Here is a 20,132-nt window from a genome sequence, read left to right as displayed (position 1 = left end):
GGCCCAGCATCGTTAGTCCGGTCGTGGACCGGGTTCCGACGCTCCTGCCACTGCGGGCGCATCCGCTGGCCCGGCCATACGCATGGGAGATCGTCGCGAGCCACGGTCAGGCGTTCACCGTCGTCGTCGACGTCGCGGGCGGGCCCGGCAGCGGCCGCGACCCGCTGTGGACCACGGCCATGAGCCGCCTGGCCGCGGCGGGCGTCCGGCTGCTCGGCTACGTCGACATCGACTACGGCACGCGCCCGGTCGCGCAGATCCGCGCGGACGTGTACCGCTGGAGCGGGTACCCGGTGCGCGGCGTGTTCCTCGACCACACGCCCGTGAGCCCCTACGCGATCGGCCCGGTCGCTGTCGTCGCGCAGTCCGCCGCCCGCGCCGACCTGCCCGAGGTGGTGCTGAACCCGGGCGAGCCGCCGGACGAGGCGTACCGCGAGCTCGGGCTGCCCGTATGCGTGTTCGACGGCAGCTGGCGGGAGTACCGGCGCTGGTCGGGCGAGGGCGCGCGCCCGGGCGACGGGCACCTGGTGCACGCCGTGCCGCCCCGGAAGCTCGACGAGGCCGCTCACCTGCAGGTCAGCCGCGGGGCCGGCTTCGGGCTCGTCACCGACCTGGGCGCGCCCGACCCGTACGCGGACCTGCCCGCCTGGTGCGGCCTCGTGCCCAGCCTGGCCGAGCTCGGGGCCGAGCGCGACCGGCCGACCCCGGCCCCGCGGCGCCCGCGCCCCTACCGCGCGCTCAGCGTGGTGCGAGACGGGGCCGCGGCTGGCAGCGCGGGCAGGAGTATGAGGACCGGTTCATGAACGCCTCCCGGCGGATCGGGCTGCCGCACCGGTTGCAGGGCAGGCCCTCGCGGCCGTAGGCGTTCAGGGAGCGTTCGAAGTACCCGCTCTCGCCGTTGACGTTGACGTACAGCGAGTCGAAGCTCGTCCCGCCCTGCCCGATGGCCTCGTTGAGCACGTCGCGGACGTGGCCGAGGAGGCGGCGGGCGACGGGCCGCGACAGCTGCGACGTGTCGCGCGCGCCGTGCAGCCGGGCCCGCCACAGCGCCTCGTCCGCGTAGATGTTGCCCACGCCGGAGATCAGCGTCTGGTCCAGCAGCGCGCGTTTGACCTCGGTGTGCCGTTTGCGCAGCCGCTCCACGAACAGGTCGTCGACGAAGAGCGGGTCGACCGGGTCGAGCGCGATGTGCGCCAGCTCGCCCGGGAGCACGGCGCCGCCCAGCGAGACGTTCAGGCCGCCGAACGTGCGCTGGTCGACGAAGCGCAGCTCCGGCCCGTCGTCGTCGAAGGCGACCCGCACCCGCAGGTGGATCTCCGCCGCGGCGTCGACGGGCTGCATCAGCAGCTGCCCGGACATGCCGAGGTGGCCGACCAGGGCGTCCTCGTCGTCCAGGGGCATCCAGAGATACTTGCCGCGGCGCATCACCGCGCCCACGCGCCGGCCCGCGAGGACGCCCGCGAAGTGCTCGGCGCCGGGCAGGTGGCGGCGGATCGCGCGCGGGTGCAGCACCTCGACCGTGGCGATGCGCCGGCCGGACACCCACTTGTCGAGGCCACGCCGGACGGTCTCGACCTCGGGCAGCTCAGGCATGGAATCCCTCTAGATCGCGTAGTGCCAGACGGTGATCAGGTACGAGCCGTACCACAGCCCGAACGCACCGCAGGCCGCCAAGACTAGCGCCGCGGTGCGCGGCCGCGCGCGTCCGAGCGCGACGGCGGGCGGCACCAGGATCAGCAGCGCGGGCACGAGCAGGCGCGGCTTGGAGTGGTAGTACCCGGCCTGGCCGAGCACCAGGACCAGGACCAGGACGCCGTACACGGCCAGCGGCGGCCACACCCGCCGCACCAGCGCGACGACGGCCAGGATCACGACGCCGACGAGCATCCACGCGATGCTGACCTGGATCCAGCCGTCGCCGGCCTTGAACGCGTCGCGCAGGAAGGTCAGGGTCGAGGAGCCGTAGTCGAACGTTGTGCCCCAGCCGGCCGTCTGGATGTCGAACCATGCGCCCAGATCGCCCACACGCAGCCCGACCCACAGCAGATAGGCCGGCACGCCCGCGAGGGCGATTACGGCGCCCAGGATCGGTTTCCAGACCCCCGCGGGTGTACCTCCTGTGCCTCTCGGCTCCGCCGCGTCGCCCGTCGCCGTGGGGCGATCCTCAACGGCCCCCGCGCGGCGCTCTTTGCCGGCCCCCGCGCGGCGTTCTTCGACGGCCCCCGCGCGGCGTTCTTCGACGGCCCCCGCGCGACGCTCATCGACGGCCGCCACGCCACGCTCATCGACGGCCGCCGCGCGGCGCTCTTTGACGATCGCCATTGCCGCGGCTACGGCCAGGGCGATCGCCGCGGCCGCGCCCGTGGGCCGGCTCAAACCGGCGGCGAGCCCCAGGATGCCGGCAAGAATCCAGTCGCCCCGGTGCGCGAAGAGCAGCATGGCGACGACCAGGGCCGTGAACAGCGCCTCGGAGTACCCCATCGACAGCGCCATCGACATGGGCTGCAGACAGAACAGCGCGGTGAGGGCCAGGCCCACCCGCTCGTCGTACAGCCTCGTGCCGAGCGCGCACAGCAGCACGGCCGCGACCCCGCCGGCCAGCCACGACACCGTGATCGCGGCGGTGCCGTAGTCCAGGCGCGTGACCAGGTGCACGAGGCGGACCATCATCGGGTACCCGGGGAAGAACGCCAGGCCGTTGCCGGTCAGGTGGCCTGCGCCGTCGTACGTGTACCCGGACGGGTAGCCCTCCTCGGCAACGCGCACGAAGTGCCCGCCGTCCCAAGCGAGCAGGCGGTCACGGATCTTGTCGTCGGGCGACATCCACCACAGCAGCGCCAGCTGCACGAGGCGGCTCAGCGCATAGATGCCCAACGGAAATGCGATGAGCGTGGTGCGGGCGCGCTGGGTGATCTCATTGACCGGCGTCATCGTCGTCATCGGGGCGCGGTTCCTCGGCGGTGTCGGTCTCGGTGATGTCCGCGTGCGTGGTGCTGGTCGTTTCGTGCCTGTCCGGATGCTGCTTGGTCAGACCCGCGTCCTGCTTGGGCGCGTCCGCGCCCCGCTTGCCCAGGTCGGTGCTCTGCTTGCTGGTGTCCGCGTCCGCGCGTGGCTTGGCGGTCTTGCCGTTGCCGGCGTCCCGGGCCTTGCCGGGCTCGGCCTTATTGGACTCGGCCTTGCTGGACTCGGCTCTGCCGGGCTCGGTCTTGGTGGACTCGGCCGCCTCCAGGACGCTGTAGGCGGCGGACTCCGGCTGGACACCCGACAGCTCGCGCCAGGCCGCCTCGGCCGCGCGCTGCTCGGCCTCCTTCTTGCTGCCGCCCTGCGAGCCGCCGTAGCGCTTCCCCGCGACGATCACCCATGCGGTGAACCGCTTGGCGTGGTCGGGCCCCTCCTCGTCGATGCGGTACTCGGGCACCCCCAGCCCACGCCCGGCGGTCAGCTCCTGCAGGCTGGTCTTCCAGTCCAGGCCGGCCCCGCGCATCGCCGCCTCGGCCATCAGCCCGTCGAACAGCTTGTGGATCACCTGCGCGGTCATGTCCAGGCCGTGCTGCAGGTAGATGGCGCCGATCAGCGCCTCCAGCGTGTCGGCGAGGATGCTGGCCTTGTCGCGGCCGCCCGTCGCCTCCTCGCCGCGGCCGAGCAGCAGGAACGGCCCGATACCTCCGGGCCCGAGCCGCCGCGCGACCTCCGCGAGGGCGCGCATGTTCACGACGCTGGCGCGCAGCTTCGCGAGCTGACCCTCGGCGAGCGTCGGGTGGTTCTGGAACAGGGCGGTCGTGATGACCACCCCGAGCACGGCGTCGCCGAGGAACTCGAGCCGCTCGTTGGTGGGCAGGCCGCCGTTCTCGTACGCGTACGAGCGGTGCGTCAGCGCCCGCTTGAGCATGTCCGGGTCGAACTCGACACCGAAGGCGGCCTCGAGGCTGTTCTGGTTCTTCACGAGCGCTCTCCCAGTGCGTCACGGATGGTGAGCCCGCCGGCCGAGGAGAGTTCGGTCAGCAGATCATCGGCGAGTCCCGCGACCGCAGGGGTGATGCGGTAACGGTGTAGACGTGCGGCGAGGGCGATACCGTCGGCGATCTCCGCGCCGCCGGCTGAGCCGTGGCAGACGACGACGTCGCCGGCCACGCCGAGGAGCACGGCTGCGGCCTCATGCCGCGCGACCGCGCCCCGGGGTGCGGCTCCCCCGCCCCCGGACGTGCCCACAGGCGCGGCTCCCCCGCCCCCGGACGTGCCCACAGGCGCGGCTCCCCCGCCCCCGCGCGTGCCCACAGGCGCGGCTCCCCCGCCCCCGTGCAGGTCCTCGGGTGCGACTGCTCCGGCCCCGGACGTGCCCACAGGTGCGGCTCCCCCGCCCCCGTGCAGGTCCTCTGGTGCGACTGCTCCGGCCCTGGACGTGCCCACGGGCGCGGCTCTCCCGCCCCCGGGCCTGGCGTCGGGTACGGCACCCCCGCCCGCGGACCTACCCTCAGGCGCAGCTTCCCCGCTCCCGCGCGCCGCCTCAGGTGCGGCTTTCCCGCCCCGGGACGTGCTCGTGGGCGCGGACGCGTCGTGGCCCATGTCCGCGCCGTCGCCACGTCGCGCGGACGCGTCGTGGTCTCGGCGGGGATCGAATGCGGATGCGTCGTGGGAATCGGGCGCGGACGCGTCCGAGCGCTGTGCGGGCGCGTACGGGGCAGGTTCCGGCGCGGCGAAGGCCACGCGAGCCGCGGCCATCGCCCCCTCGATGCCCTTGAGCAGGACGTTTCCGGTGAAGCCGTCGGTCACGATGACGTCGGCAGGGCCTCCGCGCGGTACATCGAAACCTTCAACGAGACCCACGTAGCGCCCGCCCGCGGGCAGCGGAATGTCCGACAGCGCGATCGACACCGACCGGCGCAGGCGGTCGCCCTTGCCCGGCTCACTGCCGATGGACAGCAGCCCGACGCGCGGGCGCGCGATGCCCAGGGCGACGGAGGCGTACGCGGTACCGAGGACGGCGTGCTGGACGAGCTCCAGCATCGTCGCGTCGAGGGTCACCCCGACGTCGAGCAGGAGCACAGGCCCGTGCTCGGTGGGCAACTGGGCGGCGAGCCCGGGCCGGCGCACGCCACGCAGGCGGCCGAGCACATGCGCGGACGCGGCGACGGCGGCGCCGCTGGAGCCCGCGGAGACCATCGCGTCCGCGCGGCCGGTGTAGACCGCCTCCGCGGCCGCGCGCACCGACGTGGAGCGCCGGATGTTGCGCAGCGGGGACTCGGCCATGCCGATGGCGGCGTCGACGACGATGACACTGACGCGCTCGCGGTCAGCGACCGGGAGCGCGCCAATGACCTCGTCGGCCACTTCTTGTGGTCCGACAAGGAGAAGGTGGAGGTCTGGATCGGCGCTGCATGCGCGCAGAGCGCCGTCAACCACGACGGCGGGAGCCCCGTCCCCGCCGAGGAGGTCGACGGCGATCCGCGCGACACCGGACGGGGGCTGCCCGCCGTGCGGCGATCGGTCGGATCGCGTCACCCGGATCCGGTAATCAGACCTCGATGACCTGACGGCCGTTGTACGTGCCGCAGACCGAGCACGCCGCGTGAGGCAGCTTGGGCGAGCGGCACTGCGGGCACGGCTGGGTGGAAACCGCGACGGCTTTCCACTGGCTCCGGCGCGACCGGGTGTTGCTGCGCGACATCTTCCGCTTTGGAACGGCCACGGGACCTTACTCCTCTGACGTCTTGATCTGGGACAGGGCGGCCCAGCGCGGGTCGACCTGCTCGTGGGTGTGACCCGCGGGCAGTTCGTCGATCGGCACCCCGCACTCGGGGCACAGACCTGGGCAGTCTTCACGGCACACGGGGTTGGCGGCCAGGGAGAGCACCACCGAGTCCCGCAGTGCCGGCTCCAGGTCGATCAGGTCGCCCTGCAGCCGTCCGACTTCGTCCTCGTCGGTCGTCTCGTCCGTGGTGCTGTGCTCGTAGGCATAGAACTCTTGGAGCGGGACGTCCAGCGTGTCACTGATCGGGCGTAAGCAGCGCCCGCACTCGCCCGCCAGTGGGGCGGTGACGATGCCGGAGACGAGTACGCCTTCGGACACCGACTCCATCCGTAGCTGGAGATCGAGTTCGGCGCCATGGGGCACGCCGATCAGCTCCAGGCCGAGGTCCTTGGGCGCCGGCACCTTCCGCTGTACCGCATGCAGAGCACCCGGTCGGCGTGGGAGGTCTCTAGTCTCGAGGACCAGCGGCGACCGGGGATCCAGGTGCGGGTGCTGTGGTTGATGTGGCATCTTTCAGACTCCGGCCAGGCAGGGCCGACGGACTAGGGTACCCGAGCGGCAGATCTTCCGTCGAATCGGCTCTAACAGTACCGCGCCCGTCAGAACGGCAGCGGCCGGTCGTCCTCACCGGACGGGGTGAACGAACCGATCTCCCGGAGCGCGTGCATCTTGTCACGCCCGCGCTCGATCGAGGCCAGCGACCGGGTGAGGAACTGCTCGAAGTTGGCCAGCGCCGTATCGACGTAGTCGTCGACCTCGTCGCGCAGCCGCTGCGTCTCCGCGCGGGCCTCGTTGATCATCCGCGACGCCTCGTGCTCGGCCGAGACCACGATCTCGTTGATCGACACGAGGCGCGTGTGCTCGGCCTCGGCCTCGGCGATGATCCGCTCCGCCTCGCGCCGTCCCGCGTCGACGATCTTGTCGCGCTCGTCGAGCAGTGCACTGGCGCGCCGCAGCTCACCGGGCAGGTCGGCACGCAGCTGGTCGAGCAGATTGATCATGTCGGCGCGGTCGAACACGAAGTTGCTCCGCGACATCGGCGCCGACCGCGCACCCTCGACCAGCGCAATGATCTGGTCGATGCTCTCGAGCGGATCCACCTGCGGTCACTCCTGTTCCAACGTCGAACGACGTAACCATCATGCGGCCCGGACCCCCAAGCCGCTCCATCGCCACTCGGGTGTTGCACTTACTTTCGCGCCGAGGCGAACCGTTCACGCAGGCGATTCGCCACGAGATCGGGTACATGTGGCGAAACGTCGCCGCCCCACTTGGCGACCTCTTTGATGAGGCTCGACGAGACGAAGGAGTACTTCGGGTTGGTCGGCATGAACAGCGTCTCGATGCCGCCGAGGCCGTAGTTCATCTGCGCCATCTGCAGCTCGTAGTCGAAGTCGCCGGCCACACGCACGCCCTTGACGATCGCGCCGATGTCGTTGGAGTGGCAGAAGTCGACCAGCAGCCCCTGAAAGGCGTCGACCCGGACGTTGGCGTACGGCGCGGACACCGCCGCGAGCATCTCCAGCCGCTCGTCGACCGTGAACAACCCCGCCTTGCTCTGATTGATCAGTACCGCAACGACAACCTCATCGAACATCTGCGATGCCCGACCCACGATGTCCAGGTGCCCGTTGGTGACCGGATCGAACGAACCCGGACAGACCGCGCGCCTCATTGCACCAGCCCAAGCCTCATGAGCGGGGACCGTACCAAAGGTTCGCTTAACTCGTGCGCGAGCCATCCTGCTCGCGTCGGCCGCACCACAGTGCCGCCCGGTCGCCCCACCCAGCGCACCGCGCCCGACCAGGCCATCAGCGATCAACTCCCGCACCCGCGCGCTCGCTCGGCTCGTCCGCCGCGATTGCCTTGACTCAGCCAACCGCCGAGCGGTCCCCACCGCGCCCGCGCGTGGCAAACCCGCGGAGACATCGCTTCGCCACGTCGATCGCCTGATCACGGCTTCGTGATCGTGGCCGCCCGAATGCGGCCCGCGTACGGAGTCCTCGCGCCTGGAACGGTTGCGTTGCGTCCGGCTCCGTTCTGATCGCGCCGGCGCGGCCCTGGGGTGCGCCCGCCGCGCCCGCGCGCAGCCACCGACCCCTGCCTGGCTACCTCGTGCCCGAGTCGTCCGGATCACGCTGGGCGTACCACAGCGTCGTCTCTCCGTACCGCCGCTCCGCGACCGCGCGCAGCCCATCGGGCCACGCCATCGGCGCTCCACGGCTGGACCGCTCGACCACCACGACTGCGTCCGGGGCGAGCCAGCGCTCCGCGAGCGCCTCGAGCACCGCGCGGACGCGGTCGTCGGCCACCGCGTACGGCGGGTCGATGAACACCGCGTCGTAGGCCCCGTCCGACTCCCCCGCGAGCAGGCGCTCGACCTTGTCCGTCACCAGGCGCACGCGTCCCGCCACCCCGAGCGCCGCGATGTTGCCGCGGATGATGCGGGCCGCCTTGGCGTCGGCCTCGGCGAGCAGCACGTGGGCGGCCCCGCGGGAGCAGGCTTCCAGCCCGACCGCGCCCGAGCCCGCGTAGAGATCGGCAAAGCGCGCCCCGTCGAGGTCGACCAGATTGTCGAGGCTGCTGAACAGCGCCTCGCGCACCCGGTCCGAGGTGGGGCGTGTGCCCTGTCCGGCCGGCACCGTCAGCCGGCGCCCACCGAGCACCCCGGCCACGATCCGCGTCACACGATCCAGATTAAGCGGTGACGTACACCACGCGACGCTCCCGGGGCACCAGCACGGCAGCACCAGGCGACGTACGCCACGCGGCCACGCGACCGCGCGGCGCAACGGCCACTGCGCCGCGACATCGGCTCGGTAGGCCAAAGCCACGCGACCGCGCGTCGCAACGACCACGACGCCGCGACGTCGGCTCGGTTGGCCATCGCCGCGCGACCGCGCGCCGCGATCACCGCGAGGACGTCGGGGTGTGAGTCGCGTCACCCCTTTTCGAGGTACTCGGCCCGCTCCTCGTCCACCAGCCGCGCGATGGTCGCCGCCAGGGCCGGATGCCGCTCCAGCTCCCGATCCTCCGCGATCAGCTCAGTCGCCTCCGCGCGTGCCTCCCCGATCAGCTCCGCGTCGCGCAGCAACGAGAGCAGGCGCAGGTGCGAGCGATGCCCCGACTGCGAGGCCCCGAGCACGTCGCCCTCGCGGCGCTGCTCCAGGTCGAGCTCGGCGAGCTTGAAGCCGTCCGTGGTGGAGGCGACCGCGTCCAGGCGCGTCCGCGCGGGCGTGCCGTCCCCGGACTCGGTGACCAGGAGGCACAGGCCGGGCGCGCTGCCCCGGCCGACGCGTCCGCGCAGCTGGTGCAGCTGGGAGACGCCGAAGCGGTCGGCGTCGAGAATCATCATCATCGTCGAGTTCGGCACGTCCACCCCGACCTCGATGACGGTGGTGGCGACGAGGACGTCGAGGCGGCCCTCGGAGAAGGTACGCATGACGGTGTCCTTCTCCTCGGCCGGCAGGCGCCCGTGCAGGATTCCGATGCGCAGGCCGTGCAGCGGCCCCTCCTCCAGCTGCGGCGCGACGTCCAGCACCGCGACCGGCGGCCGGCGCCCGTCGTCCCCGGCGGGCGGCACGTCCTCGCCGTCGGACTTGGCGGCGTCGCCGATGCGCGGGCACACGATGTACGCCTGGTGCCCCTTCGCCACCTCCTCGCGCAGCCGCCGCCAGCCACGGTCCAGGAACGCGGGCTTCTCGGTGACGGGTACGACATGCGAGGCGATCGGCGAGCGTCCGCGCGGCAGCTGGCTGAGTACCGAGGTCTCCAGGTCACCGAAGACGGTCATCGCGACCGTGCGCGGGATCGGGGTCGCCGTCATGACGAGCACGTGCGGCGGCTGGTCGGCCTTGGTGCGCAGAGCGTCGCGCTGCTCGACGCCGAAGCGGTGCTGCTCGTCGACGACGACGAGGCCGAGGTCGGCGAAGTCGACGCCCTCGTAGAGCAGCGCGTGGGTGCCGACGACGATGCCCGCGGTACCGCTGCGGAGGTCTTCCAGAACCTTCCGTCGCGCGGCCGCGCCTAGAGACCCGGTGAGCAGAGTGACCCGGGTCGCCTCCGGTGCGGCGTCGAGCTCGCCGGCCCGGGCCATGGCGCCGAGCAGGTCCGTGACGTTGCGGTGGTGCTGGGCGGCCAGCACCTCGGTCGGGGCCAGCATCGCCGCCTGGCCGCCGGCGTCGACGACCTGCAGCATGGCGCGCAGGGCGCACAGTGTCTTGCCGGAGCCGACCTCGCCCTGCAGCAGGCGGTGCATGGGGTGGGCGCGCTCCAGGTCGGCCGCGATCTCCTCGCCGACGTCGCGCTGGCCGCGGGTCAGCTCGTAGGGCAGCCCGGCGTCGAAGGCGGCGAGCAGCCCGTCCGCGCGGCGCGGGCGCGGCACCGCCGGCCAGTCCTCGGCGCGCTTCTTGCGCTGGACCAGGGTCAGCTGGAGCGCGAACGCCTCGTCCCACTTCAGCCGCCTCCGCGCGATGGCGAGCGACTGCTGCGACTCCGGCCGGTGGATCTCACGCAGCGCCTTGTCCAGCGAGCTCAGCCGCCGCGTCGCGCGCATCGTGGACGGCACGGGGTCGGGCGTCGGCGGCAGCACGTCCAGCACGGTGCGCACGGCCGAGGCGATGCGCCACGTGGGCACGCGCGCGGTCGCGGGGTACACCGGGATGATCGCTCCGGCGAACTCCTCGACCGCCTCCTCGCCCTCGCCCGCGTCGAGCAGGACGTAGTCGGGCTGGTTGAGCTGCAGCTTCTGGTTGAACCGGCCCACCTTGCCGGAGAAGAGCCCCCAGCGGCCCGGGCGCAGCTGGTTCTCCCGCCACGGCTGGTTGAAGAACGTGACGCTGATCTCGCCACCGCTGTCGTCGCCGATGACCGCCTCGACGAGCGAGCCCCGCTTGCCCCGGGTGTTGCCGCGCTGCTGCACGAACTGCCGGGCGTTCACGCGTTTGACCTGCCCGAACACGGTGACGTCGGTGTCGATCTCCAGCGCCCGGATGTCGGTGTGCTCGCCGCGCTCCTCGTACCGGCGCGGGAAGTGGTACACCAGGTCGCCGACCGTGTGCAGGTCGAGGTGCTCGGCGAGCAGCTTCGCGCCGTTGCCCCCGAGCACTTTGGACAGCGGCGTGGTCAGGTCGATGTCGGCCAACTCCAGGCTTCCTCTACTCGACGCCCACCAGGAGTGGGTAGTGCGGCTGGCCCCCTTCGTAGCACTGGACCTCCACGAACGGCCACGAGCCCTCCACGTGGGCACGCAGGGCCGCGCCGAGCCCCTCGGGCGCGTCGCGGCCGGCGATCAGCGTCACCAGCTCGCCGCCGCCGGTGAGCATCCGGTCCAGCAGCAGACAGGCGGTCTGTGGCAGATCCTGCCCGATGAGATTCACTTCGCCGTCGACAATGGCCAGCACGTCGCCCGGCTGGCATCGCCCGGCGACCGTCAGCGCCTCCCGCCCGGCGATGGTGACCTCGGCGGACCGGCACCGCGCGGCCGCCTCGGCCATGGCGATCACGTCGTCCTCGAAGCGCCGCGCGGGGTCGCGCACGGCCATCGCCGCGAGCGCCTGCACCGGCGAGCGGGTGGGCACCACGCCCGCGCGGACGCCCGCGGCGCGCGCCTCGCCGGCCGCGGCGGCGGCGACGGCCAGCACGTTCGCGTCGTTGGGCAGCACGACGACGTGCTGCGCGCCTGTGCGCACGATCGCGTCCACGAGCTGGCGCGTGGAGGGGTTGCCCGTCAGCACCGTCGCCCCCTCGGACTCGAGCAGGTCCGCGAGCCCCGGCCCGCTGCACACGACCACGACCGCACGTTCCTGCGGTACGGCCGCGGCCTCGGCGCGGGCAGACCGCCCGGCGATCTGGTCCTCGAAGCGGGTCACCGTGATCCGGCTTGGGCGCCCCGCCTCGACGCCGGCCTCGATCGCCGCCCCGACGTCGTTGACGTGCACGTGGACGTGCCAGGTCGGCTCGTCGCCGACGATCACGAGCGAGTCGCCGAGCCCCGCGAGGGCGCCGCGCAGCGTCTCGACCGCGTCCGCGCGCGCCTCGAGCAGATATTGCACCTCGTAAGCGAACTCGGCCGACCCGGTCTCCCGTTCGACGGTCGCGCCCGGGCGCGCTCCAGCGGGTACCACCGCCGCCGTAATTGGATCGTCGGGCGGCTCCTCGCCGGTCAGGGTCGCGACCAGCGCGTCGAGCAGGACCACCAGGCCGCGCCCGCCTGCGTCAACGACCCCGGCCCGGGCCAGCGCCGGCAACTGCTCGGGCGTCCGCGCGAGGGCCTCCCGCGCTCCCTGCGAGGCCGCCCGGGCGACGGCGACAACGCCCCCGCGCGCCGCGGCGTCCACGGCGGCCTTCGCGGCGGCGACGCCGACGGTCAGGACGGTGCCCTCGACGGGCTCCGCGACCGCGTCGTAGGCCCCGCGCGCCGCATGGTCCAGCGCCCCGGCGAGCACGTCGCCGGTGACCGGCTGCGCGCCCGCGCGCTCCAGCCCGGCCGCGAGCCCCTTGAACAGCTGGGCCAGGATGATTCCGGAGTTCCCGCGCGCGCCGAGCAGCGCGCCCCGGGCGGCGCCGCGCACGACCTCGGCGGCCGTCACGCCCGTGGCGGCCTCGACCGCTGAGGACATCGTCAGCACCAGGTTCGTCCCGGTGTCGCCGTCCGGCACGGGGTACACGTTGAGCGCGTCGATCTCGGCCCGGTGGCGCCGCAGCGCGGCCAGGCCGGCGGCACACCACCGGCGGACGGCGGCGGCGTCCACACTGTCTGGCACGCGGCAGAGCCTAACGGTGAAGACGGTCATTCCCCACCGACGCGGACGCCGACAGGGCCGATTGGGTGTCGCGGGGGCGGATCAGGTAACCTTGCTGGGTTGCCCGCCGTTCACCCGGCCGGCGGCGTTTCCGGAACTTCGTTCCGGCTCAGGACTGCAATCAACCCAGGAGATCCCCGTGGCTAGCGTGTGCGACGTCTGCGGCAAGGGACCGGGCTTCGGCCACAACGTGTCCCACTCGCACCGGCGGACCAACCGCCGTTGGAACCCCAACATTCAGACGGTGCGCACCCCGGCCGGTGGCGGCACCACGCGGAAGGTGCAGGTCTGCACCTCCTGCCTCAAGGCCGGCAAGGTCGTCCGGGGCTGACCCAGGCACCATAGAGGCCCCGTGACGCCGTCACGGGGCCTTTTGTCGTGCCCGGAGGGTGGTTAGAGGTCGCGGCCGAACGAGCGGACGTCGGGGTAGCCCTTGTAGTGGCCGAAGTCCTCGATCCGCGCGTACCCGCATCGCTCGTACAGCCCGATCGCCTCCGGCTGCGCCGTGCCCGTCTCGAGCCAGATCCGCTTCCGCCCGGCCGCGCGCGCCGCGTCCTCGACGGCCAGGAGCAGCGCCTTGGCCACGCCGACGCCGCGGTACTGCGGCGCGACGTACATCCGCTTGAGCTCGGCCGTCGTCTCGTCCTCGACGAACGTGCGGAAGCCGACGCACCCGGCCGGCGCATGGTCCACGTACGCGACGAGGAACGCCCCCGCGGGCGGATCGAACTCGCCGGGTTCGATCGGGGTGGAATCGCCCTCACCGCCGTACCGCTCGCTCAAGTCGGCGAGCGCGGACGCGGTGAGCTCGGTGGCGACCCGCGAGCCGTAGCGGGTCAGCCGGATGTCGATCTCGGTCACGAGCGTAGAGGGTACCGGCCCTTACCGGAAGTGGTCCCATCCCGGGGCGCCACCCGTGTACCGGCGACCGTCCACGGTCACCCTGTCACCCGCCGTGAACAGGCTCGCAGCCATCACGGAGCCGACGACGAGCCACTCGGCACCCAGCTCTGCGTCGGGCGGGAAGGTGGCGGCCAGCGCGTGGTCGTCGCCGCCGGCGAGCAGCCAGCCGGAGGGGTCCACGCCGAGCGCGGTCGCGGCGGCGTGCATGGCCTCGGGAACGGTGAACGCGTCCCGGCGCAGATCGATGCCGACCCCGCTGGCCGCCGCGATGTGCCCGAGATCGGCCAGCAGGCCGTCCGAGATGTCGATCATGGACGTAGCGCCCATCCGCGCGGCGACGGGCCCCAGGTGGTACGGGACGTCCGGCCGCCGGTGCGCGTCGACGAGCAGCTTCGGCGCGCGGAAGCCGCGGGAGAGGATGGTGTACCCCGCCGCGGCGTGGCCGATCCGCCCCGCCACGGCCACGACGTCGCCCGGACGCGCGCCCGAGCGCACCACTGGTGCCCGCCCCTCGAGATCGCCGAGCGCGGTCACCGCGATGGTCAGCGTCGGGCTCGACGACGTGTCCCCGCCCACGACCGTCGCGCCGGTCTTCGCCGCCTCCGCGGCCAGCCCGTCGGCGAGCTCCTCGGCCCAGGTGATCTGGAGGTCCGCCGGGGCGCACAAAGCCACCAGCAACGCCGTGGGGCGGGCCCCCATGGCCGCGATGTCGGCGAGGTTGGCCGCGGCCGCACGGTGGCCGACGTCGCGCGCGCTGGACCAGTCGCGGCGGAAGTGGCGCCCGTCGACGAGCACGTCGGTGCTCGCCACGACGCGCGCGTCCGGGGTCGCGACGATCGCCGCATCGTCCCCGGGTCCGAGCAGTACCAAGGGCGACGCCGCCCCGAGCCGAGCCGTCACCCGCGAGATGAGCCCGAACTCCCCGGCGGTTGCTACGGTCACCCGTCCTCCAACCTGATGCTCGATAGTGTCGCCGAATCCGCGTGTCATGGCATGATCACGCACGGCGGTTGATTTGCCTCTTCCATTCTTGCGGTAGGTTGACGCCTGATCAGCGGACGGACGGCGCAGGGAGGGAGTCGTGTCGTGGTACAGGCATACATCCTGATCCAAACAGAGGTCGGCAAGGCCCGCGACGTGGCCACGGCCATTAAGGGCCTCAACGGTGTGGTGCGCGTCGACGCGGTCACCGGCCCGTACGACGTGGTGGTCCTCACCGAGGCCCGCAACATCGACGAGCTGGGCCAGCTCATCGTGTCCAAGGTCCAGTTGGTGCCGGGCATCACGCGCACGGTCACCTGCTCGGTGGTGCACTTGTAGTGGCACGACTGTCATGAGCACGGACGCGCCCGCGCGCCCGGGGCCGAGCCCGGCAAGGATCGCGACCATAGCCGCCCTGCCCATCGCGCTGGTGGCCGGCGTCGTCGCCTTCTGGGGCCTCGGAGGGTTTCCTGGAAAGCCGGATTCCTCAGCGGTACGCGCTGAGGCGCCCCAGCTCGACCCGTCCCCGGCCGCGGTGTGCCGTGCGCTGGTCGCCCGGCTGCCCCAGGACCTCGGCGGCCTGCACCGTCGCCAGGTGACGGCCGGCGGCGAACAGAACGCGGCGTTCGGCGACCCCGCGATCCTCCTGTCCTGCGGCGGCCCGGCACCGGCGGTGCCGCAGGACGCGCAGCTGCTCGGCCTGTCCGACGTGTGCTGGTACCCGGAGGAGCAGTCCGGGCAGACGGTCTGGCACAGCATCGACCGGCAGGTACCGCTGCGCGTCGTGGTCCCGAAGGCGGCCGACGGCTCCTGGCTGGTGAACCTTTCACCGACAATCGTGGCGACGGTACCGTCGGCTCCGACCGGCGACCTGCACTGCTGAGCCCTGTCCTTCCCAACGTCCGGCGCGTCCGCGCGGCGGCAATCAGCTCAGCGCGGCATCCAGCGCCCGGCGCACGTCCGCGAGCAGGTCCTCGGTGTCCTCGACGCCGCACGAGAAGCGCACCAGCCCCTCGGGCGCGTCGTCGCCCCACTGGGCCCGCCGGTCCGCCGAGGAGTGCAGCCCGCCGAACGACGTCGCGGCGAACACCAGCTCGGACGCGCCCAGGAAGCGGTCCACCGCCCCCTTGTCCGCGAGCACGAACGTCACGACGCCCGGGATGCGGCGCATCTGGCGGGCCGCCGCCTCGTAGGCGGGGTCGCCCGCGCGCCCAGGCCACCGCACGGACGCGACCGCGGGGTGGTCGGCCAGCAGCTCCGTCACCGCCGCCGCGTTGGCCGTCTGCCGGGCCAGACGCAGGTCGAGCGTCCCGAGCGAACGGTGCGCGAGCCACGCCTCGAACGCGCCGGGAATGCCGCCCGTCCGCGCGCGCCACGTGCGGATCGTCTCGATCAGCTGCGGGTCGCGCGCGCAGACGTACCCGAGCAGCATGTCCGAGTGCCCGGTCAGCGCCTTGGTGGCCGAGGCGACCGAGAAGTCCGCGCCGAGGTCGAGCGGCCGCTGCCCGAGCGGCGTCGGCGTGGTGTTGTCGACCGCGACCAGCCCGCCGCCCGCATGCGCCCGCGCGGCGAGGTCGGCAATGTCACAGACGTCGAGCCCCGGGTTCGACGGCGTCTCGAGCAGCAGCAGCCGCACGTCGTCCAGCGCCGGGTACGGTCCCGAGGTCGGCATCGTCCGCACCTCGACCCCGCGCCCGGGCAGGTGCTCGCCGGCGAAGGCGCGCGTGAGGTAGTACCCGTCGGAGGGCAGCACCACGGCGTCGCCGGCCCGCAACGTGGCGAGCAGCACCGCGGTGATGGCCGCCATGCCGGAGGCAAAGACGACGCACTCGCCGCCCTCAAGGTCCCCGATCGCCTTTTCCAGGCTTCGGTAAGTCCGGTTGTCCGACCGCCCGTACCCGTCCACACCGGCCTGCGGCCCCGCCACCGGATCAAGGTGGTAGGGCGCCCCGAACACCGGCGACGGCAGGAACGGCTCCCCCGCCACGGCCGCCGGCACTCCGGCGTGCACGACCCGCGTCCCATCCCCGCGCCCGAGCGGACCACTACCGTTCGCGTCCACGCTGCTGTCCCCCTTCATCCGATTACTTCCCACCGCGCCCGCCCAGGCCCGAAGGCCATCGTCGCCACCGCCGCCCGCACGCGTCCGAGCCGAGCCCACAACGCGCGGAGGCGACATCGCCGTCACCGCCCGGACGCGCTCGCGGCGATCCACCCACGCCGTACCCGGCGCAGAGCCGCTACCCGCAGCCCTGAAGCAACGTCGCCAGGCTGCAGCGCGCCGGTCCTACGGCGCGGTCGCGTCGGTGCCGCCACCGAACGGAAGCGGCCTCGAGACTTCCCGGCCGCCACACGTTCGCGCGCTGACGCACCGTCCGCGGCGCCTTTGCCACGGCTGGTGCGCATTGCCGGTCCCACGGAGCCGTCCAGGCCCCGGTCGGTCACTGGCCGGTCGACGGTACGCCCGGACGCTCCGGCTTCGTCTCGCGTGCCATCAGCGCCGCCAAGGCCTTCAGCGGGTCGACGCCCTCGTGGCAGACCTGCTCGACCTGCTCCGTGATGGGCATCTCGACGCCGACGCTGTGCGCGAGGTCTCGGATCGACTTGCAGCTCTTGACGCCCTCGGCGGTCTGGCGGGTCGCGGCCTGCGCCTGCTCGAGCGTCTCACCGCGGCCGAGGCGCTCGCCGAACGTACGGTTGCGGGACAGCGGGGACGAGCACGTCGCGATGAGGTCGCCGAGGCCGGCTAAGCCCGCGAATGTCATCGGGTTGGCCCCGAGCGCCGCGCCCAGGCGCGCCGTCTCCGCCAGGCCGCGCGTGATCAGGGTCGCCTTGGTGTTGTCGCCGAACCCGAGTGCGGAGGCCATCCCGTAGGCCAGGGCGATCGCGTTCTTCACGGCGCCGCCGAGCTCGCAGCCGACGACGTCGTCGTTGGTGTACGGCCGCAGGTACCGCGTGCTGATCGCCCGCTGGACGAGCTCGGCGCGGCCGATGTCCTCGCAGGCCACCACGGTGCCCGCGATCTGCTCGGCGGCGATCTCCGGCGCCAGGTTCGGGCCGGTGACGACGGCGACCCGGTCCGGCTCCACCGCGGCGACCTCGACGATCACCTCGCTCATGCGCTTGAGCGTGTCGAGCTCGATGCCCTTCATGAGGCTCACGAGCGTCGCGTCCGAGCGGATGGCGCCGCTCCAGGCCGAGAGATTGGTGCGGAGGGTCTGCGACGGTACCGCCAACACGACCAGATCCGCGCCGTCGATCGCCTCGTGCGCGTCGGAGGTGGCCGTGACCGCGTCCGGGAGCCACATCTGGGGCAGATAGTCCGGGTTGTGGTGCTCGTCGCGGATGGCGGCGGCGAGCTCGGGCCGGCGGGACCAGACGGTGACGGAGGGGGTACCGGCATCGGCGAGCACCTTGGCGAACGCCGTGCCCCAGGAGCCGGACCCGAGGACGGCCGCGCGCTGAATGTTCATGCCGTCTGCTCTTCGGAGCGCTGGGCGGGGCGCTTCTGGGTCCAGAGCGGCGGCGGCGTACCCCCGCGAATCTCCACCAGCATGTCGCGCAGGTGCAGCATGAGGTGGTCGGTGATCTCGTTCAGCGTCTGGGCCGTCGGCTGGGCGCCCGACCAGGCCGACAGGTCCAGCGGGTCACCGGCGACGATGGTGACCTTCGCGCGCGGCAAGAGCCTGAGCTTCTTCGTCCGCGGGTCGTAGATCTGCTCGGGCCCCCACATCACGATCGGGATGACCGGCGCGCGGGTGTCCAGCCAGAGCCGCGCCGCGCCGGTCTTGCCGCGCATCGGCCACAGATCCGGCTCCCGCGTCGTGGTGCCCTCGGGGTAGATGACCACGGCCTCGCCGGCGTGCACGCCCGCCCGCGCGGCCTCGAGGGCCCTCACGGCGTCGGTGGTGCCGCGGTGTACGGGGATCTGGTGGACGGCCTTCAGCAGGTAGCCCAGCACCGGTACCTCGAACAGGCTGGACTTGGCCAGGAACGAGGGCCACCGGCCGGAGTCGTAGATGTAGTGCGCGACGGCCAGCGGGTCAGCGTGGGAGATGTGGTTCACGACGATGATCACCCCACCGTCGGCCGGGATGTGTTCCATCCCTCGCCAGGTGCGGCGGGTCAGCACCTGGATCGCGGGCTTGACGGTCATGACGGCGAAACGCCGCCAGAAGCCGAGCCTCCGCCGCACCATCTCACCCTCCCCTCACGGTTCTGCTGCGAATCATGCCACTGCCGGGCGCCCGGTGGCCGTGTCAGGATGGCTCATGCACTGCCACGGCCAGTCGACGACCCAGCCGGCCGCGCCCGAGCGGGCGGCGGCCTGGGTGGCGGTGGTCCCGGTCAAGCCGCTGCGAGCGGCCAAGACGCGCCTGCGGGGCGCAGTGCCGGAGGCCGTACACCCCGATCTCGTCCTGGCCATGGCACGCGACACGGTAGCCGCCGCGCTCGCCTGCCGCGCAGTCGCCCGCGTCGTGGTGGTCTGCGACGACCCGACGGTGTGCGCGGAACTGTCCCAGCTCGGCGCGTTCTGCCTGCCCGACGCCCCTGCGGCGGGCCTCAACGCCGCCCTGGCCTACGGCGCCGAGGCCGCCCGCCAGCCCGGCCCCACGCGCGGACGCGCGGACGCGGCGCCCACGGAACCGAACCGCCCGGAGGCAGCGCTCGTCGCAGGCCGATCCGGCCGCAGGCGCGGACGCGCCGATGCCGCATCCGTGGTGTCCGAGCGCCCAGGCAGGACACCGGCCGAGCCGGACCGCCCGGACGCGGTCGGCGGGTCCGCGCGACAATCCGACCACGCGCGCGGACGCGCCGACGCCGTATCGGCCCGCTCGGACCGGGCGCTCGAGGTTTCGGCGATGCCTCCCGAGGGTGTCGAGGCCGCCTTGGGCGTCGTCGCGCTGCCCGCCGATCCGCCCGCGATGCTTCCCGAGGGTCTCGAGACCGCCTTGGGCGTCGTCGGCCTGACCGCCAACCCGCCCGCGAAGCGATCCGAGAGTCCCGAGGTCGCCCTCGGCGTGGTCGCTTTGACCGCCGACCTGCCCGCGATGCGACCCGAGGATCTCGAGGCCGCGCTGGTCGCGGCCGCTCGGACGGGGCGGCGGGCGTTCGTGCCCGACCTGGAGGGCACCGGCACCGTGCTGCTCGCCGCGCCCGCCGGTGAGGCCCTCGCGCCGCAGTTCGGGCCCGGGTCGGCGGCGGCCCATCTGCGCTCGGGCGCGGTACGACTCGATGGGGCCTGGCCGAGCCTGCGCCGTGACGTGGACACCGCGGCCGATCTCGATGCCGCCGCGCGGCTGGGACTCGGCGCACATACCGGACAAGTCCTCTGCACGGTAGCGTGATCGGCATGCAGGGCACGGTGGCGACGTTCGACGACGAGAGTCGCACCGGGACGGTGCTGCTCGACGACGGGGTCGAGGTGGCGTTCCCGGCCGCGGCGTTCGACGCGTCCGGGCTGCGGCATCTGCGGCTGGGTCAGCGTGTGCGACTCGACCACGACGATGTGGGCGTGATCACGAAGGTCACTTTGCCCACCCTTCCGTAGTGGCCAAGCAGCGGGAAGTTCATGTTCAGACCGGCACAAACGGGCCATGATGATCCGGTGGACGAGAGCCCGACCGGTCGAAGCCGCCCGCGCAGCGCCGCCCAGCGGCCCGAACCGGCTGGTGCGTCGCCCAAGACGACGAGGA

19 protein-coding genes and 3 pseudogenes are annotated in these 20,132 nt (G+C 72.8%); 6 read left to right on the top strand and 16 right to left on the bottom strand.

Going from position 1 to position 20,132, the window contains the following annotated elements:
- The first annotated feature begins 23 nt into the window (after positions 1–23).
- The gene (locus AB0B76_RS05010) at positions 24–803 is read left to right on the top strand and encodes a spherulation-specific family 4 protein (protein ID WP_360369478.1); all 780 of its coding nucleotides are present in this window, start codon (positions 24–26) and stop codon (positions 801–803) included.
- Here AB0B76_RS05010 and mutM read toward each other — a convergent pair.
- The 11 genes and pseudogenes from mutM to AB0B76_RS04955 all read right to left on the bottom strand — a co-directional run bounded on the left by mutM (position 739) and on the right by AB0B76_RS04955 (position 12,513).
- Entirely contained in the window at positions 739–1,593 is an 855-nt protein-coding gene (gene mutM / locus AB0B76_RS05005; protein ID WP_360369475.1) for a bifunctional DNA-formamidopyrimidine glycosylase/DNA-(apurinic or apyrimidinic site) lyase, read from the bottom strand. The two genes, AB0B76_RS05010 and mutM, sit on opposite strands and share 65 nt — an antisense overlap.
- 9 nt (positions 1,594–1,602) lie before the next feature.
- A complete protein-coding gene (locus tag AB0B76_RS05000) occupies positions 1,603–2,931 on the bottom strand; it encodes a mannosyltransferase family protein (protein ID WP_360369472.1) in 1,329 nt (442 codons plus the stop codon).
- 331 nt (positions 2,932–3,262) lie between these two features.
- Positions 3,263–3,943: pseudogene (gene rnc / locus AB0B76_RS04995) on the bottom strand (ribonuclease III); the annotation flags it as partial.
- Between the two features lie 770 nt (positions 3,944–4,713).
- Positions 4,714–5,499, bottom strand: a pseudogene (locus AB0B76_RS04990) (phosphate acyltransferase PlsX); the annotation flags it as partial.
- Between the two features lie 13 nt (positions 5,500–5,512).
- Positions 5,513–5,686, bottom strand: coding sequence for a 50S ribosomal protein L32 (gene rpmF / locus AB0B76_RS04985; protein WP_259861936.1), 174 nt, complete (start codon positions 5,684–5,686; stop codon positions 5,513–5,515).
- A gap of 6 nt (positions 5,687–5,692) precedes the next feature.
- Positions 5,693–6,259 (bottom strand): YceD family protein, encoded by a 567-nt coding sequence (locus tag AB0B76_RS04980; RefSeq protein WP_360369468.1) that lies wholly within the window; start codon positions 6,257–6,259, stop codon positions 5,693–5,695.
- A gap of 89 nt (positions 6,260–6,348) precedes the next feature.
- Positions 6,349–6,849 (bottom strand): hypothetical protein, encoded by a 501-nt coding sequence (locus tag AB0B76_RS04975; protein ID WP_344611398.1) that lies wholly within the window; start codon positions 6,847–6,849, stop codon positions 6,349–6,351.
- 89 nt (positions 6,850–6,938) lie between these two features.
- Positions 6,939–7,424 carry a pantetheine-phosphate adenylyltransferase gene (coaD, locus tag AB0B76_RS04970; protein WP_360370216.1) on the bottom strand — a complete coding sequence of 162 codons (486 nt, stop codon included), beginning with the start codon at positions 7,422–7,424 and terminating at the stop codon, positions 6,939–6,941.
- Positions 7,425–7,857: 433 nt separating this feature from the next.
- On the bottom strand, positions 7,858–8,436 hold the full coding sequence (gene rsmD, locus AB0B76_RS04965) for a 16S rRNA (guanine(966)-N(2))-methyltransferase RsmD (RefSeq protein WP_360369464.1): 579 nt from the start codon (positions 8,434–8,436) through the stop codon (positions 7,858–7,860).
- A gap of 254 nt (positions 8,437–8,690) precedes the next feature.
- A complete protein-coding gene (gene recG, locus AB0B76_RS04960) occupies positions 8,691–10,898 on the bottom strand; it encodes an ATP-dependent DNA helicase RecG (RefSeq protein WP_360370213.1) in 2,208 nt (735 codons plus the stop codon).
- 7 nt (positions 10,899–10,905) lie between these two features.
- Complete coding sequence (locus AB0B76_RS04955) at positions 10,906–12,513, bottom strand: DAK2 domain-containing protein (protein ID WP_360369462.1); 1,608 nt, start codon at positions 12,511–12,513, stop codon at positions 10,906–10,908.
- Between the two features lie 178 nt (positions 12,514–12,691).
- Here AB0B76_RS04955 and rpmB point away from each other — a divergent pair, with 178 nt between their 5' ends.
- Complete coding sequence (gene rpmB, locus AB0B76_RS04950; RefSeq protein ID WP_190249618.1) at positions 12,692–12,883, top strand: 50S ribosomal protein L28; 192 nt, start codon at positions 12,692–12,694, stop codon at positions 12,881–12,883.
- A 62-nt stretch (positions 12,884–12,945) separates the two neighbouring features.
- Here rpmB and AB0B76_RS04945 read toward each other — a convergent pair whose 3' ends face one another.
- Complete coding sequence (locus tag AB0B76_RS04945) at positions 12,946–13,413, bottom strand: GNAT family N-acetyltransferase (RefSeq protein WP_360369459.1); 468 nt, start codon at positions 13,411–13,413, stop codon at positions 12,946–12,948.
- A 21-nt stretch (positions 13,414–13,434) separates the two neighbouring features.
- Positions 13,435–14,397 (bottom strand): thiamine-phosphate kinase, encoded by a 963-nt coding sequence (locus tag AB0B76_RS04940; RefSeq protein WP_360369456.1) that lies wholly within the window; start codon positions 14,395–14,397, stop codon positions 13,435–13,437.
- A 144-nt stretch (positions 14,398–14,541) separates the two neighbouring features.
- Between AB0B76_RS04940 and AB0B76_RS04935 the strand changes: the two genes are divergently transcribed.
- The gene (locus tag AB0B76_RS04935) at positions 14,542–14,775 is read left to right on the top strand and encodes an Lrp/AsnC ligand binding domain-containing protein (protein WP_360369453.1); all 234 of its coding nucleotides are present in this window, start codon (positions 14,542–14,544) and stop codon (positions 14,773–14,775) included.
- Between the two features lie 13 nt (positions 14,776–14,788).
- Complete coding sequence (locus AB0B76_RS04930) at positions 14,789–15,319, top strand: DUF3515 family protein (protein WP_360369450.1); 531 nt, start codon at positions 14,789–14,791, stop codon at positions 15,317–15,319.
- A gap of 42 nt (positions 15,320–15,361) precedes the next feature.
- On the opposite strand, the gene AB0B76_RS04925 is transcribed toward AB0B76_RS04930, so the two are convergent.
- From AB0B76_RS04925 to AB0B76_RS04915, 3 genes are all read right to left on the bottom strand, one after another.
- A complete protein-coding gene (locus tag AB0B76_RS04925; protein WP_360369447.1) occupies positions 15,362–16,516 on the bottom strand; it encodes a cystathionine gamma-lyase in 1,155 nt (384 codons plus the stop codon).
- 361 nt (positions 16,517–16,877) lie between these two features.
- Complete coding sequence (locus AB0B76_RS04920) at positions 16,878–17,909, bottom strand: NAD(P)H-dependent glycerol-3-phosphate dehydrogenase (protein ID WP_360369444.1); 1,032 nt, start codon at positions 17,907–17,909, stop codon at positions 16,878–16,880.
- A complete protein-coding gene (locus AB0B76_RS04915) occupies positions 17,906–18,634 on the bottom strand; it encodes a lysophospholipid acyltransferase family protein (protein WP_360369441.1) in 729 nt (242 codons plus the stop codon). The genes AB0B76_RS04920 and AB0B76_RS04915 overlap by 4 nt, the downstream gene beginning before the upstream one ends.
- 832 nt (positions 18,635–19,466) lie before the next feature.
- Between AB0B76_RS04915 and AB0B76_RS04910 the strand changes: the two are divergent.
- Positions 19,467–19,784 (top strand): annotated as a pseudogene (locus AB0B76_RS04910) (2-phospho-L-lactate guanylyltransferase); the annotation flags it as partial.
- Positions 19,785–19,789: 5 nt separating this feature from the next.
- Complete coding sequence (locus AB0B76_RS04905) at positions 19,790–19,987, top strand: cold-shock protein (RefSeq protein ID WP_360369438.1); 198 nt, start codon at positions 19,790–19,792, stop codon at positions 19,985–19,987.
- Positions 19,988–20,132: the final 145 nt, after the last annotated feature.

The organism is Dactylosporangium sp. NPDC049140, assembly GCF_040648435.1.
Note: the sequence above shows the minus strand (reverse complement) of the source record. Positions and strands in the feature narration are given on the sequence as shown.

Coding starts and splice junctions, on each gene's coding strand:
- mutM (WP_360369475.1), bottom strand. CDS start 1,593: ATGCCTGAGCTGCCCGAGGTCGAGACCGTCCGGCGTGGCCTCGACAAG.
- AB0B76_RS05000 (WP_360369472.1), bottom strand. CDS start 2,931: ATGACGCCGGTCAATGAGATCACCCAGCGCGCCCGCACCACGCTCATC.
- AB0B76_RS04980 (WP_360369468.1), bottom strand. CDS start 6,259: ATGCCACATCAACCACAGCACCCGCACCTGGATCCCCGGTCGCCGCTG.
- coaD (WP_360370216.1), bottom strand. CDS start 7,424: ATGAGGCGCGCGGTCTGTCCGGGTTCGTTCGATCCGGTCACCAACGGG.
- AB0B76_RS04930 (WP_360369450.1), top strand. CDS start 14,789: ATGAGCACGGACGCGCCCGCGCGCCCGGGGCCGAGCCCGGCAAGGATC.
- AB0B76_RS04925 (WP_360369447.1), bottom strand. CDS start 16,516: ATGAAGGGGGACAGCAGCGTGGACGCGAACGGTAGTGGTCCGCTCGGG.
- AB0B76_RS04920 (WP_360369444.1), bottom strand. CDS start 17,909: ATGAACATTCAGCGCGCGGCCGTCCTCGGGTCCGGCTCCTGGGGCACG.
- AB0B76_RS04915 (WP_360369441.1), bottom strand. CDS start 18,634: ATGGTGCGGCGGAGGCTCGGCTTCTGGCGGCGTTTCGCCGTCATGACC.
- AB0B76_RS04905 (WP_360369438.1), top strand. CDS start 19,790: ATGCAGGGCACGGTGGCGACGTTCGACGACGAGAGTCGCACCGGGACG.